Here is a 17,728-nt window from a genome sequence, read left to right on the forward strand (position 1 = left end):
GGCCGCTACAAGATCATCATCGCGGCCGTGAGGATCGCGACGGAGAGCACGCCGATCACGACGATGGGCTTCCACGCCCAGCGGAGGTACGTGCCGTATCCCACGTGCGCGAGCATGAGGCCGGGCAGGAAGATGGCGGTGGGCGAGAACAGGTTCGCGAGGCCGTTTGCCGCAACGAAGATCATCACGACGACGTCGGGCGAGAAGTGCAGCACCTGGGCGAGCGGCCCCATGATGGGCATGGAGACGGACGCGAGCGCGGACGTCGAGGTGATGATGATGGAGAGCCCCAGGTAGACGAGGTAGCAGAGCGGCGTGAAGACCATGGCGGAAAGCCCCTGCAGGCTGTGGGACGCGGACGTGAGGATGAGCTGGTCCAGGCCCGACATGTTCATGAGGAGCTCGATGGCGCGCGAGAGGCCGACGACGAGCGCCACGCCGACCATCTCTCCCGCGCCGCCGATGAACGCGTCGACGGTGTCGGCCTCGGACAGGCGCGCGACGAGGGCGATGACGATGGCCATCACGAAGAACCAGGTGCTGGCCTCGTTGAAGTACCAGTCGCCGATGGAGGCGCCGGTGAGCCAGCCCGTCCAGCTTTGCGAGTCCTCGACGGTGGAGGTGGTCGTGGCCCTGGCGCCCTTGGAGATGGAGGTCATGGTGCCGTACTTGTCGGCGCTCGTGTCGTTCCAGTCGTCCTTGATGGCATCTGCGTCGAGCTGCTGGGTCTGGTCGTGCGAGGACGCGCCCGCGTCGAACACGTTGACGCCGAAGTCGCCCCAGGGGACGAAGCCGGCGATCATCACGACGAACGTGAGGGCGAAGAGGACGAGCGTGACCTTCTGGGTGCCGGTGAGGGTGGAGTTCTCCCTCGTGAGGACCTGGGAGCTGTCCTTTCCGCCGAAGGCCTCGTCGCAGGCCTCGCGCTCCTGGAGCGAGAGGATGGACGAGCCCTTGTCGCGCTGGACGCGGCGGGCGTAGCGCAGGATGAAGAACAGGGAGACGCAGTACGCCATCACGCAGAGGAGCGCACCGAGTGCGATGATCGTTACCTGGTTGCACTCGATTCCCTTGTCGTGGAGGCTCGCGATGGCGACGCCGTTGGCGAACGGGTTGACGGTGGAGCCGAGGCAGCCGACGCCGGCGCCGAAGAGGACGGTGGCGGAAGAGACCATGGTGTCGTACCCCGCGAGGTACATGACGGAGCCGAGCAGGGCGTAGAACGGGATGGTCTCCTCGCAGAAGCCGTACGCGGAGCCGAGGACGGCGAAGATGGCCATGATGACGGGGACGAGGACGAGCTCGCGGCCCTCGAGGCGCCGCACGAGCGCGCGGATGCCGGTCTCGATGGCGCCCACCTTGTTCACGACGCCCATGCAGCCGCCGAAGATGAGGAGGAAGAGCGAGATCTCGATGCCGTCGAGCACGCCCTTTACGGGGCTGGAGATGATGTCCGATACCTTGACCGCCGTGACCTCGGGCGTGACGCGCGCGATGAGCATGGTGGCGACGCCGATGACGACGGTGATGATGAGGAGGATGGTGTACGAGGAGATCATCTGGTGCTTCCTCTTGCCCCGGGCCCTGTCCCCGGCGTCCGCGGGGGCGTTCGGTAGGTTGGGGTCTGGCGCGGCCTCCTGGCCGTGGTTCTGGTCGCTCATGGCGAGGCGACTCCCTTCTTTCCGCAGGCGGCCGGCTGCCGCGGCGTAGCGTTTGGACGGGTGCTTTCGTGCCGCGACCGTCATGCCGGCGTGCTGTCGGGCACCGGGCGGCAGTCTATATTTGTAAGGAAAATATTTCAATAAGATTACGAATTGGTTTCCGCGAACTGGGGACACGAGCCCACGAGCGGCCACAATCGGGTCTGCGGTGCGATGGGCACTGCATCTTCGTGGGGGCGTTTATGCATGTGTGGGGAATACCGGCGCTTTGGGCTGATGTGAAACTTGCGGAAAGGGACGAGGTGGAGGGGCGGGGAGGGTAGTATCCTATCTCACGTGTGGGTTTAGAGCCCGAATGCAGATCAAACGAACAGGGGACCCCTTGGAACTCAACAACATCTCTCGCAGGGACGCGCTGAGGATATTTGCGGGTGCCGGTCTTGCCACCGTGCTGCCACGCGTCGCCCTTGCCGTGGACCAGAAGGACGTCGACTCGACGAACGCACAGATCGAGGAGACGAAGAAGCAGCTCGCGAAGGTGCAGGGCGAGCTTGACGACATCGCCGCCGAGTACGAGAAGCTCTCGAAGAAGCAGTCGGACACCCTCGACCAGATCGAGCAGACGCAGGGGAAGATCACCGACGTCGAGAAGGACATCAGCGAGAAGGAGGACGAGCTCTCCGAGAAGAAGAAGCGCCTGGCAAAGCGCGTTTCCGAGAGCTACCAGGCGGGGTCGGCCGGCTTCCTGGACGTGCTCTTCTCGTCCGCGTCCTTCGAGGAGCTCGAGTCCAACGTGTACTACATGGACAAGATCAGCGAGTCCGACAGCAGGATGATCCAGGAGGTCAAGGACCTGAAGGCGGAGCTCGTGAGCCAGCGCGACACGCTGCAGGAGCAGAAGGCGCAGCTGGAGAGCCTCTCCGCGACCCAGCAGAAGCAGCTGAAGGAGATGGAGTCGAAGCAGGCGGAGACGCAGAGCGTGCTCGCCGGGCTTTCCGACCAGCAGAAGAAGCTGATGGACCAGCGCGACTCCGAGCTGGCCGCGATGGCGAAGGAGAAGGCGGAGCAGGCGGCCGCGGCGAAGAAGGCCGCGGCGGCTGCCGCCGCGAGGAACTCCTCGAACTCCGGCGCGGGCGCCGCGAACGTGACGGGGGCGATCTCTGGCGGCGGCGCGACGACGGGGTCGCAGCAGGCCGTGGTGAGCGCGTGCCACACGACGCCCTCTCCGGGACTGGGCCTGTGCGCCATGTGGGTCTCGCAGGTGTTCAGCAACGCGGGCTACGGATACGCGAGCGGCAACGCGTGCGACATGTACAACGCGTGGTGCACGAGCTCGAACCGCGGCGACCTTAAGCCCGGCATGATCGTGGCCGTGTCGTCGCACGCGCACACGGCCGCAGGCAGGATCTACGGCCACATAGGCATCTACGTGGGCGGCGGCGTGATGATGGACAACGTGGGCTACATCAGGACCATCAACGTGAACGAGTGGATCAGCTACTACGGCACGACGGTCACCCCGCGCTGGGGCTGGCTCATGGGCATCAAGCTGGCATAAGCCGGGCGCGAGAATCTGACGAGACAGGCGGGGCCGACAGCAAATCGCGATTTGTTGTCGGCCCCGATTTTGCGTTTTCGCAGGTAGATACACAAATGCCCCAAACAGCAAATCGCGATTTGCTGTTTGGGGCACGGCGGGCGGGCGCGGGCGCGACTGGCGGGGCCGCTACACGACGAACAGCAGCGCGGAGAGCGTGATGCAGGTGGCGCCTGCGAGCACGAAGAGGTGCCACACGAAATGGAAGTACGGCACCCGCTTGACCACGTAGAACACGCAGCCGACGGTGTAGCACAGGCCGCCCGCGAGGAGGAGGGCGAACGCGGCGGACGGAAGAAGGCGCACGATGTCAGCCACGTGGAAGATGACGAGCCACCCCATGGCGAGGTATACGAGGGCGGAGACCCACTTCGGCTGGCGCTCGCGCAGGAAGCACTCCGCAACGATGCCGACCGCCGCTATGACCCAGACGGCGACGCCGAGCTGGAAGCCGCCCTCGCCCGCGAGGGTGATGAACGCGAACGGCGCGTAGCTGCCGGCGATGAGCAGGTAGATGGCGCTGTGGTCCAGGACCCTGAACACGGCCTTCGCCGCCCTGGGGCGAAGCGCGTGGTACAGGGTCGAGAACAGGAACTCGAGCACGAGCGAGACGCCCATGAGGACGGCGGGGACCACGTGGGCGGCGCCTGCGCCCGACATGGCCGCGCGGACGACGAGAAGAACGAGCGCCGCTATCGAGAGGAGGGCGCCGACGCCGTGGCTCACGGCGTTCGCGATCTCCTCGCCCGTGCTGTACTGGCGTGGCGCCCTTCCGAGCGCCGCTGCGTCCCGAGATGCCATGTTCTTCTCCCTTGGTTGCGTGGCGACGTTGCGTGGCGGCGTCACAGGATGTCCTCCGGGTCGTCGAAGTCCTCGCGCGGGCGGTCCGGTCGGTTGTACCATGCGGTGATGCGGGCGTTGCTCTGCTCCCTCATCTGGTGCTCGATCCAGGTATTTCTGTTCTGGACGATGGCGAGCATCTCGTCGACGACCTCCTCGACGCTGCCGGGACGGGCGCTCATGAGGTACGTAGTCATCTGGCGCATGGCCTTGGCGGACTTGAGCTCGCCGGACATGACGTAGGCGAACTCCTGGGGAAGTCCGAGGCCTCGCGTGGCGCGCACGAGCGCCCGGTAGGCGAGCTCGCGCTCGTCCGGGGCGCCCGCGGCACCTTGTGTATGTGCGATGGCCGCCATGGGCGCTAGTGGTCGCTCAGGGCGAACGCGTTTCTCATGCCGAGGCTCGCGGTGAGAAGGACGTCGTCCAGGGTCTTGTCCGTCTGCTCGCGCAGCATGTCCGCGATCCTGGCGTTCGCCTCCTCGAGGACGGGCGTCGCCTCGCGGTAGGCGAGGGGCGCGCCGCCCTCGGCGACCTTGCGGTCGTACTGGGCGACGAGGGCGTGGCCCTTGGACGTGACGGCCTCGTTGTAGTGCTCGATGTGGCGCGAGCAGCTGTTGAAGTGCGCGTCGGCCATGGCCGCGATGATGCGGTTTGCCCAGTAGAAGCTCTCCGTCGTGACGTGCGGGGTCGTGTTCGCCAGGTACTCGGGCGTGGCGTCCACGTTCGCGAAGAACGGCACGAGCGCGTTGAACGCGTTGCTGCCGTAGGCCATCCACTGGATCGCGCGGCAGGACTCCGGCGCGTACGGGCGGATCTGGATGACGGCGAGCTGGCCGTTGCGGTTGATGCCGATGGGGCGGTACGCGCCGCGCGTGGACGCATTGCCGCGGTCGCCGTACGGGTCGTACGGCGTGCCCTGGTAGTGCAGCGACAGCGCGTACTTCACGTCCTCGATCGTGAGCTTGCGCTGCGGCGTCATGCACCAGGGGATGTCGTCGTCCTCCGGGTTCCAGCCCGCGCTGGGGTCGTCCCAGCCGAGGCCCGGGTTCAGGAAGCGGTGCATGGCCCAGGCGCGCGGCGTGTTGTACACGTGGTCCGAGTCGCTGTGGCTGCCGAAGGCGTCGCGCGGGTTGAAGAAGCGGTGATCGGCGTCAGGCCAGGGGTCGTCCGCCTGCCCGTCGTCGTCGCCGTCCACGAGCTCGACCACGTCGAGCGAGAGGTCGAGGTGGTTGGCGTCCATCCACTCCGCGAGGTCCGCGGAGCACATGTGGTCGACCTTCTCGCCCAGCGCGTCCGTGAGGTCGAAGTCGTCGATGCCGAGCTGGTTGGGCATGGTGACGTAGCAGTCGTCCGGCACGCGCTTCGCGATCCAGTGGTGGCCGCCGACGGTCTCCATCCACCAGATCTCGTCCGCGTCGGAAAACGCGATGCCGTTCATCTCGTACGTGCCGTAGCGCTCCAGGTAGGAGCCCAGGAGCTCCACGCCCTCGCGCGCGGAGCGGGCGTAGGGCAGGACGATGGTGACCATGTCCTCCTCGCCGATGCCGCCCGCGACCTCGGGCTCGTAGCCGTCCTCGCCGGGGGTGCCCTTCGCCTTCACGAGCTCGACGAGCGGGTCCGCGCCGAGCACGCGCTCGTTGGACGTGAGGGTCTCCGTCGCGCTCATGGCGACGTTCGCCGTGTTCACGCCGGCCTCCGCCCAGATGCCGTCCTTCGGGGTGGCGTCGGGTACGGAGGTGTAGCGCATGGGGTCGTCGGGAAGCTCGATCTCTACGTGGCTCAGCACGGAGCGGTAGTGGCGCGGCTGGTCCTCGGGCTTGACGACGACGAACTTCTTCGGGGTGAACACGCCGCCGGGTGAGTCCTCGTTGCGTGCGATTATGGTCGAGCCGTCGTAGCTCGCCTTCTTGCCGATGAGCAGGGTGGTGCAGGGCATGTGTGCCTCCATCGGGTCGCGTGTGTCATGACCCTTGTATGGTACCCGTCATGGGCCCGCCCAGCCCGCGCGCGAAAAAAGGCTCCAAATGTTAACCTTGCCGACAAGCGCAAGAAAGCATCCCGTGCGAGAATGCGCAGACTGCGCCGCGTCGCCGCGTCGCATCGCTCATCACCTACGCTCCCAGGAGGAGAAGAACATGTCCATGCAGTTCAAGCGCCGCCTTCCCATTCCCATGGAGATACGCGAGGCCATGCCGCTCTCGCTGGAGATGGCCAGGCGCAAGGAGGCGTTCGACGCCCAGGTCGCCGCCGTCATTCGCGGCGAGGACAAGAGGATCCTGCTCATAATAGGGCCGTGCTCGGCCGACCGCGAGGACTCCGTGCTCGACTACGTCACGCGCCTCGCGGCGTTGCAGGAGCGCGTCGCGGACAAGGTCCTGATGATCCCGCGCGTGTACACGAACAAGCCGCGCACGAACGGCACGGGCTACAAGGGGCTGCTGCACAACCCCGACCCGGAGGGCGCGCCCGACCTCCTGGAGGGCGTGAGGGCCATCCGCCGCATGCACCTGCGCGTGGTGGAGGAGACGGGCATGTTCACGGCGGACGAGATGCTGTACCCCTCCAACTACCAGTACCTGGTGGACGTGCTGAGCTACGTCGCCGTGGGCGCGCGCTCCGTCGAGAACCAGGAGCACCGCCTGGTGGCCGGCGGCATCCCCGTGCCGGTGGGCATGAAGAACCCCACGGGCGGCTCCACCTCCGTCATGCTCAACTCCATCTACGCGGCGCAGGCGCCCCAGGACTTCATCTTCCGCAACTGGGAGGTCCACACGACGGGCAACCCCCTCGCGCACGCGCTGCTGCGCGGCTACGTGGGGCTCGACGGCATCAACTACCCCAACTACCACTACGAGTACCTGGAGCGCCTCGCCATCGCCTACACGCACGGCAAGTACGAGAACCCGGCCGTCGTGATCGACTGCAACCACGACAACTCCGGCAAGCGCCCGCTGGAGCAGCCACGCATCGTGAACGAGGTGCTCGACTCCGTGCGCCGCTCGCCCGACATCGCGAGCATCTTCCGCGGCTTCATGGTGGAGTCGTACCTGGTGGACGGCAACCAGCCCGTCGGCGGCGGCGTGTACGGAAAGTCGATAACGGACGCGTGCATCGGCTGGGAGGGGACGGAGCGCCTCGTGCTGGACATGGCGGAGCGCGTGTAGCCACGCCCGCCGCGACCCGTACCTTGGGGCTGTGTGCGCGGGGTGGAGCCTTGCGGCGCCGCGCGGCTCCGCGGAAGCCGTCGGGCGTGGGCGCGGGTATGCTAGCCCCTGACAACTTCCTGAAGGGAACCGCATGCTCCAGCTCAAGCACATCCGCAAGGCATACAGGACGGACGACTTCACGCAGGTCGCCCTGGACGACGTGTCCGTGGCGTTTCGCGACAGCGAGTTCGTCGCGATCCTGGGGCCCTCGGGCTCCGGAAAGACGACCATGCTCAACATCCTGGGCGGCCTCGACCGCGCGGACTCCGGCGAGATCGTGATCAACGGCGTCTCGACGAGGGACTACTCGTCCAAGGACTGGGACACGTACCGCAACCACCGCGTGGGCTTCGTCTTCCAGAGCTACAACCTCATCCCGCACCAGAGCGTGCTCTCCAACGTGGAGCTCGCGCTCACGCTCGCGGGGGTGGGCCGCGCCGAGCGCCGGCGCCGCGCGACGGAGGCCCTGGCGGCCGTCGGCCTCGCCGACCACGTGCGCAAGCGCCCGGCGCAGCTCTCCGGCGGGCAGATGCAGCGCGTCGCCATCGCGCGCGCCCTCGTGAACGACCCGGACATCGTGCTCGCGGACGAGCCGACGGGCGCCCTCGACACCGACACCGGCATCCAGGTGATGAACATCCTGCGCGACGTCGCGCGCGACCGCCTCGTGGTCATGGTCACGCACAACCCGGAGCTCGCGGAGCGCTACGCCACGCGCATCGTCCGCGTGCGCGACGGCCGCATCGTGGACGACAGCGACCCGATCCGCGCCGACGAGCCCGTGGCCGCGTCCCTCTCGCCCGCGGGCGACGCCGCCCAGGCGCCGCTTCCCACGGGGCGCACGGCCGAGAAGGACAAGGGCGGCCGGGCGTCGATGGGCTTCCTCACGGCGCTCTCGCTTTCGTTCAACAACCTCATGACGAAGAAGGGCCGCACGTTCATGACCGCGTTCGCCGGGTCGATCGGCATCATCGGCATCGCGGCGATCCTGGCGCTCTCCAACGGCGTGAACCACTACATCGCGCGGACGGAGGAGGGCGCGCTCAGCAGCTACCCGCTCACCATCACGAAGAGCAGCTTCGACTTCTCGAAGCTCATGGGCTACGGCATGGGCGACTCTGGCCTCGGTGGCACCACAGGCGCGCGCTCTGGAGCGAAGCGCGCGAAGGGCAGCGACGACATCCCGCAGCGCGCCATCGTCACGGACATGTTCGCGCAGGTCAAGAGCAACGACCTCGGCTCGTTCAAGACGTACCTGGACGCGCACCGCAAGAAGGTGGGACGCTACGCGAACGCCGTGGAGTACGACTACGACGTGACGCCGCAGATATACATGGCCGACACGTCGAAGGGCGTCACGCGGCTTAACCCCTCCAGCGTCGCCGCCACGCTGCAGGGCGGCGTCATGGGGTCGGCGCTCACGGGCGGAAGCTCCTCCTCCGGCACGTTCACGCAGCTCGTGAGCGACGAGCGCCTCCTGCGCAGCAACATGAGCCTCGTGAGGGGCAAGTGGCCGAAGGCGGCGGACGAGGCCGTGCTCGTGCTGAACCGCAAGGGCGAGGTGAGCGACTACACGCTGTATGGCATAGGGTTCTACGACCCCAAGAGCATGCAGAGGATGACGGACGCGGCGCTCGGCGGCCAGAAGGTGGAGGTCTCGCGCAAGGACCGCCGCGACTTCACGTACGACGACGCGCTGGGCATGACGTTCTCCGTGGTGCCGTCCGCGAACCTCTATCAGAGAAACGACGCCCAGGGCACGTGGACGGACATGTCCGGGGACGAGGCGTACATGAGGCAGCAGGTGCAAAACGGCATCAGGCTCAAGATCGTGGGCGTCATCAGGCCAAAGGGCGACGCGCAGTCCGGCCTCGTGAAGGAGGGCGTCGCGTACACGCCCGCGCTCACGCAGGAGCTCATGCGTCGCGCCGCCAGCTCGCAGATCGTGCGCGAGCAGCAGGCCAGGCGCGATGTGGACGTGTTCACGGGCAAGACGTTCCTGGAGCTGCAGCAGTCGCAGACCAGCTTCGACATGCGCAAGATGTTCACCGTGGACCAGGACGCGCTCAAGCGCGCGTTCACCATCGACACCTCCGCCGTGAGCGCGGCGGCCGGCGGCCTCGACTCCTCGGCGCTCGACCTTTCGGGCATCTCGCTCGACCAGGCGGGCTTCGACCCCTCGGCCATGACCCTCGACACGTCCGCCCTGGACAACGTGCTGAGCGCGGACACCGTGCAGGGCATCCTGAGGGGAATCGAGCCCTTCTCGGCGTATGCCGAGAAGAACGGGCTTGCGCTGACCGAAGATCAGGGCCAGGCGGTCGACAAGGCCTCGACTGCGCTCGTCACGGGCTACCTCGCCTGGCGGCAGGGCTTGGGCGAGGGCGCGGACTCCTCGTGGGACGCGTACTCCCAGACGCCAGAGGCCCAGGCCGTGCTTTCGCAGCTGAAGGCGGACCTCGGGGACGACGCGTTCGCAAGCGCGAGCGCGCTGTACCAGCAGTACATGGGCTACGTGGGCGACTACGTCAAAGGCCAGGTGGACGCCCTGGTGCAGCAGGCGGCGCAGGTCATGGCCACGCAGCTTGCGAGCCAGATGTCCGCCCAGGTGAGCGCGGCGACCCAAAGCCTGGGCACGCAGCTCTCCGCCGCCGTGTCGCAACAGGTCGCCGGCAGGATGGCCGCGCTCTCCGGCGCGCTGCAGAACGGGTTCTCCGTAGACCCGGAGGCGTTCGCGAGCGCCATCCACCTGAACATGACGGCGGACGACCTGCGCTCGCTCCTTGACAACTACGCGAGCGCGGACAAGCTCACGTACGACTCGAACATGCGGAAGCTCGGTTTCGCGGATGCGTCGAGCCCGGAGTCCGTGAGCATCTACCCTAAGGACTTCGCGGCCAAGGAGTCGCTGCTCAAGGTGATAGACGAGTACAACCGCTCGAAGGCCGCCAAGGGACAGGACGGCCAGAAGATCCAGTACTCCGACGTCGCGGGCTCGCTCATGAGCTCCGTCACGGACATCGTGAACATGATCTCGATGGTGCTCATCGCGTTCGTGTCCATCTCGCTCGTGGTGAGCTCCATCATGATCGGCATCATCACGTACATCTCGGTGCTCGAGCGCAAGAAGGAGATCGGCGTCCTGCGCGCCATGGGCGCCTCGAAGCTGAACGTCGCGAACGTCTTCAACGCCGAGACCGTGATCGAGGGCCTCATCGCGGGCGTGCTCGCCATCGCGGTGGTGCTCGTGGCGCAGGTACCCGTGAACCACGCGGTGCTCGCGTGGAAGGGCATCCCCGACATCATGATGTTACCGTGGGAAAGCGCGCTCGCACTCATAGGCATCAGCGTGCTGCTCACGTTCTTGGGTGGGCTCATCCCGTCCACGAAGGCGAGCCGGAACGACCCGGTGGAGTCGCTCCGGAGCGAGTAGCGCCGCCGGAGTGACGGCGTCGCGAGCGTGCCGGGCGCATTCGCGTCCGGCGCTTGCGGTATGCTCGTATGCGTCAGCCGAGGCGGCCGTCGTGCCGCGGGGCCTGCGCCTTGGGCCCGGAATCTGGAGGAAGTCATGTTCAAGGGACAGACCGAGAAGCGCGTGGCGGTCTTCTTCGCAAACGGCCTCGAGGAGTGCGAGGCGCTCGTGCTCACGGACCTTCTGTACAGGGCGGGCGTCCCGTGCGACAAGGTGTCCATAACGGACAACCTCGCCGTCACGTCCAGCCACGAGGTCACGGTCGTGTGCGACCGCACCATCGCGGACGAGGACTTCGACTTTGCCGCGTACGACATGCTGGTGCTGCCCGGCGGCATGCCCGGCACGAAGAACCTGCGCGCGTGCGAGCCGCTATGCGACGCGGTGCGCGCGTTCGCCACGTCCGGCCGCGCGGTCGCCGCCATCTGCGCGGCGCCGTCCATCCTGGCGGAGCTCGGCCTGCTCGAGGGCAGGGACGCCACGAGCAACCCCAACTTCCAGCACGTGCTTGCCGAGCACGGGGCGCGAGTGCTCCAGGACGCCGTCGTCACGGACGGCAACATCATGACGAGCAAGGGGCTGGGCACGGCCGTGGAGCTGGGCCTCGAGCTCGTGCGCCACTTCCTGGGCGATGACGCCGTCGAGGACGTGAAGCGCAAGATCGTCTACCAGGGCTAGCGTGGCTGCGCACGACGCCGGCGCCGCCGCGCCGGCGCGTCCTTCTCGCCCACGCCAGTACCTGGTGATCGACCTCAAGAGCTTCTATGCCTCCGTCGAGTGCGTGGAGCGCGGGCTCGACCCCATGACGACGGACCTGGTGGTGGCCGACGCGTCGCGCACCAAGAAGACAATATGCCTGGCCGTGTCGCCCTCGCTCAAGGCGAAGGGCGTGCGCAACCGCTGCCGGCTGTTCGAGGTGCCGGAGGGGCTGGACTTCATCATCGCGCCGCCGCGCATGCACCTGTACATGGAGCGCTCGGCGGACATCTACTCCGTCTACCTGCGCTACGTGGCGCCGGAGGACATGCACGTGTACTCCATCGACGAGGCGTTCCTGGACGTGACCGGCTACCTGGACCTGTACGGGTGCTCTGCGCGCGAGCTGGGCGAGCGCATACGCCGGGACGTGGTGCGCACCACGGGCATCCCCGCGACGTGCGGCCTGGGCACGAACATGTACCTGGCGAAGGTGGCGCTCGACATCACGGCGAAGCACAGCCCGGACTTCTTTGGCGTGCTGGACGAGCAGACGTACCGCGACACGCTGTGGACGCACCGCCCCATAACGGACTTCTGGCGCGTTGGCCCCGGCACGGCGCGCCGCCTTGCCGGGCTTGGCATCCACACGATGGGCCAGCTCGCCGTGCACCCGCAGGAGCCGCTGTACCGCGCGTTCGGCGTGGACGCCGAGATCCTGATAGACCACGCGTGGGGCCGCGAGCCCGTGACCATCGCGGACATCAAGGCGTACCGGTCAAAGGACAAGTCGCTCTCGTCCGGGCAGGTGCTGGGCCAGGACAAGGACTTCGCGGGCGGCCTTCTGGTGGCGAAGGAGATGGCGGACGACCTTGCGCTGCAGCTGGTGGAGAAGGGCCTGGTGGCGCGGGGCGTGAGCATCGCCATAGGCTACCGCCTCTCCGCGGCCGAGAAGGACGAGCTCCGCCGGCAGGCGGCGGCCCAGGGGGCGGACGGCCGCGCGGGGGAGCACGGCGCGCGCGTGCGCTGGGGCGAGTTCGCCGAGGGCGGAAGCGCCCGCCTCGCCGTGCCCACGAGCTCGCGCACGGAGGTGATGCGCGCCGCGACCGCGCTGTTTGAGCAGATGGCGGACCACGGGCGCCCCATACACCGCCTGACGATGACGCTCACGGGCGTGACGCCGGAGGGCACCGGCGAGCAGATGGGGCTGTTTCAGGACGGCGCCCAGCTCGAGCGCGAGCGCCGCCGCCAGCAGGCCATAAGCGAGGTCAAGCGCAAGTTCGGCAAGAACGCGCTCCTGAAGGGCATGGACCTTCTGCCCGAGGCCACCCAGCGCGAGCGCAACGGGCAGATAGGGGGACACCGCAGTGGCTAGCAGGGCGCCCGTCCCGGGCGGGCACGTGGTGCGCCGCCCGCACATGCCCATGAGCGAGCGCGCGAAGATCTTCATACCGTTCGATCCGCTGCCGGGCTACCGCCAGATGCTGCGGGAGCGCGAGGAGGAGCTGCTGAACGTGCCGCGAGTGGACCTTTCCGACGAGCAGCGCGAGCGGCTGTCCCGCCAGATCCGCGAGCTCGCGCCCGGCCAGCTGGTGGCCGTGACGCACTACGTGGACGGCCGCTACGTCAGGACCGTGGGCTGCGTCAGCCGGGTGCTTACGGCGGATGCCCTCCTGTGCGTGGTGGGCGAGAAGATCCCGTTCGATTCCGTCGCGGCGATCGAGGACGCAGGGTAGGCGTTCCGGCGCCGCGCACGTAGGCGCGTTCACGCCACCGCCACGTTAATGCCGCTTTTCTGCAGATGGGCGGCCGCGGGCCGCTTTTGGTGGAAGATGTCTTACGCACGGGGCATAACAAGCGACGATGGGCGGCGCCGCCGCGCACGCACAAGGGGAGGGACTTCGGCTTGATCAGACTCGTACTCGTGGACATGGACCGCGCCCTGGGGACCCGCGACGGCAGGCCGCTTGACCAGGCCGTGCTCGAGCACCTGCACAAGGTCCTGCACGCGGGGATCCTGCTTGCCCCCATGACGGCGCGCGACCGCACCCAGGCGCTCACGCTGCTGCGCGGCGACGAGTCCTGCCTGCAGAACGCCGTGCTCCGGGACGGCGCGCTCGTCGTCGCGGACGGCATGCCGCTCGGCGAGCGCACGGCGTCGCGGCTCGAGGGCGCCCGCGCGCTCATGCGCCGGCTCGGCGTGGCGCTGGGCGAGGTGCTGGTGCTGGGCGGCGCCAGCGCGGACGCGGAGCTCCTCTCGGCCGTGCCAAGGTCCGTCGCCACCCGCGACTCGTCGCAGGCGGCGCGCTCGTGCGCGCGCACGCTGGTGCCGGGCGTGCACGAAGGCGGCGTCGCGGCGCTGCTGGATGACGTGGCCCAGGCCGCGCAGTGGGGAGAAGAGCCCGCGTTCCTGCGCGCGGACGGCTCGGACGGCGGGCTTCGCGCGGAGCTGGGGGCGGAGGCTCCCCTCGAGCCCGCGAGGGGGCACGCCGCCGTGCCGCTGCTTGCGGGCGCAGCCGTCGTCGCGGCGAGCTTCGTGGTGTACCTTTCCGACACCTTCCCCTCGATCGCGGGCATGATGGTGCTCTCCGTGGGGCTGCTCGTGGGCGTCGCCCTGTTCTACATGGGGCTCTCGCAGCGCCGCGACGCCCGCAAGGCCCGCAGGGCCGCCGCGGCCGGCCGCGCGGGAGCGCGCCAGGTCCGGCGCTAGCGCACCGCATCCGTCTGCCGCAGGCGGTTTGAAACGCCCCTCTCGCCGTGACAGAATGGTGAGCAGGGGTGCTTCGCATGTCGTTTGTGGAGTTCGAGGACGTCCGCAAGATCTATCGCACCGGCGAGGTGGAGGTCCGCGCGCTTGACGGCATGGACTTCTCCATCGAGCGCGGGGAGCTTGCCGTCATCGTCGGGCCGTCGGGCGCCGGCAAGACCACGGTGCTCAACCTGCTGGGCGGCATGGACTCATGCACGTCCGGCACCATCCGCCTGGACGGGCGGCTCGTGAGCGCGATGGGCGAGCGCGAGCTGACGCGGTACCGCCGCCACGACGTGGGCTTCGTGTTCCAGTTCTACAACCTGGTCCAGAACCTCACCGCGCTGGAGAACGTGGAGCTGGCGAGCCAGATCTGCCGCGACCCGCTGCCGGCGGCGGACGTGCTTGCGCAGGTGGGGCTCGCGGAGCGCGCGGACAACTTCCCCGCGCAGCTCTCCGGCGGCGAGCAGCAGCGCGTCGCCATCGCACGCGCCCTCGCGAAGAACCCGAAGCTGCTCTTGTGCGACGAGCCCACGGGCGCCCTCGACTACCGCACGGGCAAGCAGGTCCTGGGGCTTCTGCAGGACACGTGTCGCGACACGGGCCGCACCGTGGTCATCGTGACGCACAACCTCGCGTTCACGCAGATAGCGGACCGCGTCATCCACGTGCGAGAAGGGCGTGCCGCCTCCGTCGAGACCAACGCGCATCCCGCGGACGCCCAGACGGTGGAGTGGTAGGCCGCCATGGGACGCTCCGCATACATGGTGGAGATCGCCCGCGGCGTGCGCGGCTCGCTCGGGCGCTTCCTGGCGATACTGGGCATCGTGGCCCTGGGCTGCGGCTTCTATGCGGGCTTGCGGATGTGCGGGCCTGACATGCGCATTGCCGCGGACCGCTGGTACGACGGCTGCGCGCTGTGGGACCTCAAGGTGGTGTCCTCGCAGGGGCTCGACGACGCGGCCGTGGCGCGCCTGCGCAAGGTGGACGGCGTGGAGGCGGCCATGCCCGCGCGCACGGTGGACGTGATGGCCGAGGCGGCCGGCAAGAGCGTGGCCGTGCGCGTCTCGTCCGTGGACGCCGACGCGGCGCGCGCAAGCCGCGCGAGCGGGCCCTTTGCCGTCACGTCGTCGAAGGACGACTACCTCAACCGCGCGCGCCTGGCAAGCGGCCGCTGGCCGAGGGCGGCGGGGGAGTGCGTCGCCTCCGCGGACTCGACGACGGCGCCGCTGAGGGTGGGCGACGTCGTGCGCGTGACGTCCTCCGCAGGCGACGTGGACTCCGTGCTCGTGCGGCGCACGCTCACCGTCGTGGGCACCGTGAGCTCGCCTGACTACCCGTACACCGGCTCGTTTGGCACGACGACCCTGGGCGACGGCACCATCGGGCAGTACGTGTACGTGACGGACGCCACGTTTTCCAAGGACGTGCCGTACACGACGGCGTACCTTGCCGTTGAGGGCGCGCGCGGGCTTGAGAGCGGCTCTTCCGCGTACGAGCGCCGCGTGGACGCCGTGGCAGGGCGCGTGCGCCGTACCGCCGTCGCGGCGGCGAGGGAGCGCTTCCAGGACCTAAAGGCTGACGCGCAGGCGCAGGTGGACGCGAAGGCGCGCGAGCTGGAGGCGCAGCGACAGGCAGTGGCCGCCCCCGACGCGGTCGCCCCCGCAGAGATCGCCCCTGCCGCGGCGGCGCAGGCGCAGGATGGCCTGGCCGCGGCGCAGCGCCAGATAGACGAGGCCCAGGCCAAGGTGGACGCCATGCAGGGGCCGGAGGTCTACGTGCTCGACCGCACGCAGAGCGAGGGCGCGGCCACCTACCAGGCTGACACGGAGCGCATGGACCACATAGCCGCGGTGTTTCCCGCCATGTTCTTCTTGGTCGCGGCCCTAGTGGCGCTCACGACGATGACCCGCATGGTCGAGGACGACCGCCAGAAGATCGGCACGCACAAGGCGCTGGGCTACGGCCGCGCCCGCATCGCGGCGATGTACCTTGCGTACGCGCTGCTCGCGGCCGGCGCGGGCGCCGTCCTGGGCATCGCGGTGCTCTCGCAGGCGCTGCCGCTCATCGTGACGGGCGCGTACGGCATCATCTACGCGGTGCCGAGCCTGGGCCTGCCGCTTCCCGTGAGCAGCGGCATCGCGCTTTCGTCCGGCGGCCTCGGCGTGGGCGTGACGCTTGCGGCCACGTGGATCGCGGTGGCGTCCACCCTGCGCGAGACGCCGGCCGCCCTCATGCTGCCGCGCGCGCCCAAGGCGGGCAGGCGCATCCTCCTGGAGCGCGTGGGCCCGCTGTGGCGGCGGCTGTCCTTCTCGTGGAAGGTCACGTTCAGGAACCTGTTCCGCTACAAGCGCCGCCTGCTCATGACGGTGGTGGGCATCGCCGGCTGCTCCGCGCTGCTGCTGGTGGGCTTTGGCCTGCACGACTCCATATGGGACATCATCGACCGGCAGTTCGGCCCCATAATCCGCTACGACACCACGGTGGGCATGGACGCGGACGCCGCCGAGAAGGACGTGGACGCCGTGGCGGCGCGCCTTCGGGACGCGGGCGCGCGCCGGGTGGAGCGCGTGGAGCGACGCACGATGCTGGCGCGCGGGAAGGGCGGCTCCGCCTCCGCCACGGAGAAGACGCGCGTGAGCGTCATGGTGCCGCGCTCGGCCGCCGGGCTTTCGCGCTGCGTGGGCATGCGCGACCGCGAGACGGGCGAGGCCGTGGCGTTTGGCGACGACAGCGTGCTGGTGACGGAGAAGCTCGCGAGCCTGTACGGCATCCGCGCAGGACAGAGGATCGTGCTGTTTGGCCAGGACGACGCGGGCAACGCGAAGGGCGGGGGCGTGGAGCTCACGGTCGACGGCATCGTCGAGAACTACGTGGGCAACGTCGTGTACGTGGGCCGCAGCGCCTGGCGCCGCGTGGAGGAGGGGGACCCGTCCTTCTCGACCGTGCTCGCGCACGTGCGCGGAGGAACGTCCGCGCAAGAGCGCCTGGCGGACGAGCTGCACGACATGGACGGCGTCGCGACCGTGGCGTTTTCGAGCGAGACGATCGAGACGTACCGCCACATGCTCTCCGTGGTGAACATGGTCGTGGTGGTGCTCATCGTGAGCGCGGGGGCGCTTGCGTTCATCGTGCTGTACAACCTGACGAACATCAACGTGTCCGAGCGCGTGCGCGAGATCGCGAGCCTCAAGGTGCTGGGGTTCACGCGGCGCGAGGTGCACGCGTACGTCTTCCGCGAGATCGTGCTGCTGTCGCTTCTGGGCGACGCCGTGGGCATGGCGCTGGGCACGTGGCTCGAGGGCTTCGTGATCACGACGGCCGAGGTGGACTACGTGATGTTTGGCCGCGAGATACACCCGCTGAGCTTTGTGCTCGCGTTTGCGCTGACCATGGCGTTCACGCTGGCGGTCCTTCTGCTGATGCGGCGCAGGCTCGACGCGGTGGACATGGTGGAGTCGCTGAAGAGCGTGGACTGACGCGGGGCGCGGTGGCGGTGGCGCCTGG

At 68.5% G+C, this 17,728-nt stretch carries 13 protein-coding genes; 9 read left to right on the top strand and 4 right to left on the bottom strand.

Annotation, left to right across the window (positions count from 1 at the left end):
- Positions 1 to 5 precede the first annotated feature (5 nt).
- On the bottom strand, positions 6 to 1,745 hold the full coding sequence (locus HF885_RS02595) for a YfcC family protein (protein WP_268935546.1): 1,740 nt from the start codon (positions 1,743 to 1,745) through the stop codon (positions 6 to 8).
- Positions 1,746 to 2,043: 298 nt separating this feature from the next.
- On the opposite strand from HF885_RS02595, the gene HF885_RS02600 reads away from it, so the two are divergent.
- The gene (locus HF885_RS02600) at positions 2,044 to 3,219 is read left to right on the top strand and encodes a coiled-coil domain-containing protein (RefSeq protein WP_206109738.1); all 1,176 of its coding nucleotides are present in this window, start codon (positions 2,044 to 2,046) and stop codon (positions 3,217 to 3,219) included.
- 168 nt (positions 3,220 to 3,387) lie between these two features.
- Here the strand turns inward: HF885_RS02600 and trhA are convergent, their stop codons facing one another.
- The 3 genes from trhA to HF885_RS02615 are packed head-to-tail and all read right to left on the bottom strand — an operon-like array spanning position 3,388 to position 6,034.
- Positions 3,388 to 4,059 carry a PAQR family membrane homeostasis protein TrhA gene (trhA, locus tag HF885_RS02605; protein WP_170103415.1) on the bottom strand — a complete coding sequence of 224 codons (672 nt, stop codon included), beginning with the start codon at positions 4,057 to 4,059 and terminating at the stop codon, positions 3,388 to 3,390.
- Positions 4,060 to 4,100: 41 nt separating this feature from the next.
- Positions 4,101 to 4,454, bottom strand: coding sequence for a hypothetical protein (locus HF885_RS02610; RefSeq protein ID WP_170103416.1), 354 nt, complete (start codon positions 4,452 to 4,454; stop codon positions 4,101 to 4,103).
- 5 nt (positions 4,455 to 4,459) lie between these two features.
- Positions 4,460 to 6,034, bottom strand: a complete 1,575-nt coding sequence (locus HF885_RS02615) for a C69 family dipeptidase (RefSeq protein ID WP_170103417.1) — start codon at positions 6,032 to 6,034, stop codon at positions 4,460 to 4,462.
- Positions 6,035 to 6,122: 88 nt separating this feature from the next.
- On the opposite strand from HF885_RS02615, the gene HF885_RS02620 reads away from it, so the two are divergent.
- The 8 genes from HF885_RS02620 (at position 6,123) to HF885_RS02655 (ending at position 17,700) form a co-directional block, all read left to right on the top strand.
- Positions 6,123 to 7,262, top strand: a complete 1,140-nt coding sequence (locus HF885_RS02620; RefSeq protein WP_268935547.1) for a 3-deoxy-7-phosphoheptulonate synthase — start codon at positions 6,123 to 6,125, stop codon at positions 7,260 to 7,262.
- A gap of 133 nt (positions 7,263 to 7,395) precedes the next feature.
- Positions 7,396 to 10,737, top strand: coding sequence for an ABC transporter ATP-binding protein/permease (locus tag HF885_RS02625; protein ID WP_170103419.1), 3,342 nt, complete (start codon positions 7,396 to 7,398; stop codon positions 10,735 to 10,737).
- Positions 10,738 to 10,872: 135 nt separating this feature from the next.
- On the top strand, positions 10,873 to 11,454 hold the full coding sequence (locus tag HF885_RS02630; protein ID WP_170103420.1) for a DJ-1 family glyoxalase III: 582 nt from the start codon (positions 10,873 to 10,875) through the stop codon (positions 11,452 to 11,454).
- A gap of 1 nt (position 11,455) precedes the next feature.
- Complete coding sequence (locus HF885_RS02635; RefSeq protein WP_328804313.1) at positions 11,456 to 12,847, top strand: DNA repair protein; 1,392 nt, start codon at positions 11,456 to 11,458, stop codon at positions 12,845 to 12,847.
- On the top strand, positions 12,840 to 13,208 hold the full coding sequence (locus HF885_RS02640; RefSeq protein ID WP_170103421.1) for a YolD-like family protein: 369 nt from the start codon (positions 12,840 to 12,842) through the stop codon (positions 13,206 to 13,208). Before HF885_RS02635 ends, HF885_RS02640 begins: the two co-directional genes overlap by 8 nt.
- A gap of 170 nt (positions 13,209 to 13,378) precedes the next feature.
- Entirely contained in the window at positions 13,379 to 14,182 is an 804-nt protein-coding gene (locus HF885_RS02645; protein WP_170103422.1) for an HAD family hydrolase, read from the top strand.
- Between the two features lie 77 nt (positions 14,183 to 14,259).
- A complete protein-coding gene (locus HF885_RS02650; RefSeq protein ID WP_170103423.1) occupies positions 14,260 to 14,961 on the top strand; it encodes an ABC transporter ATP-binding protein in 702 nt (233 codons plus the stop codon).
- A gap of 6 nt (positions 14,962 to 14,967) precedes the next feature.
- The gene (locus HF885_RS02655) at positions 14,968 to 17,700 is read left to right on the top strand and encodes an ABC transporter permease (RefSeq protein WP_170103424.1); all 2,733 of its coding nucleotides are present in this window, start codon (positions 14,968 to 14,970) and stop codon (positions 17,698 to 17,700) included.
- Positions 17,701 to 17,728 lie beyond the last annotated feature (28 nt).

This window comes from Parafannyhessea umbonata (assembly GCF_012844235.1).
Taxonomy (GTDB): Bacteria; Actinomycetota; Coriobacteriia; order Coriobacteriales; family Atopobiaceae; genus Parafannyhessea.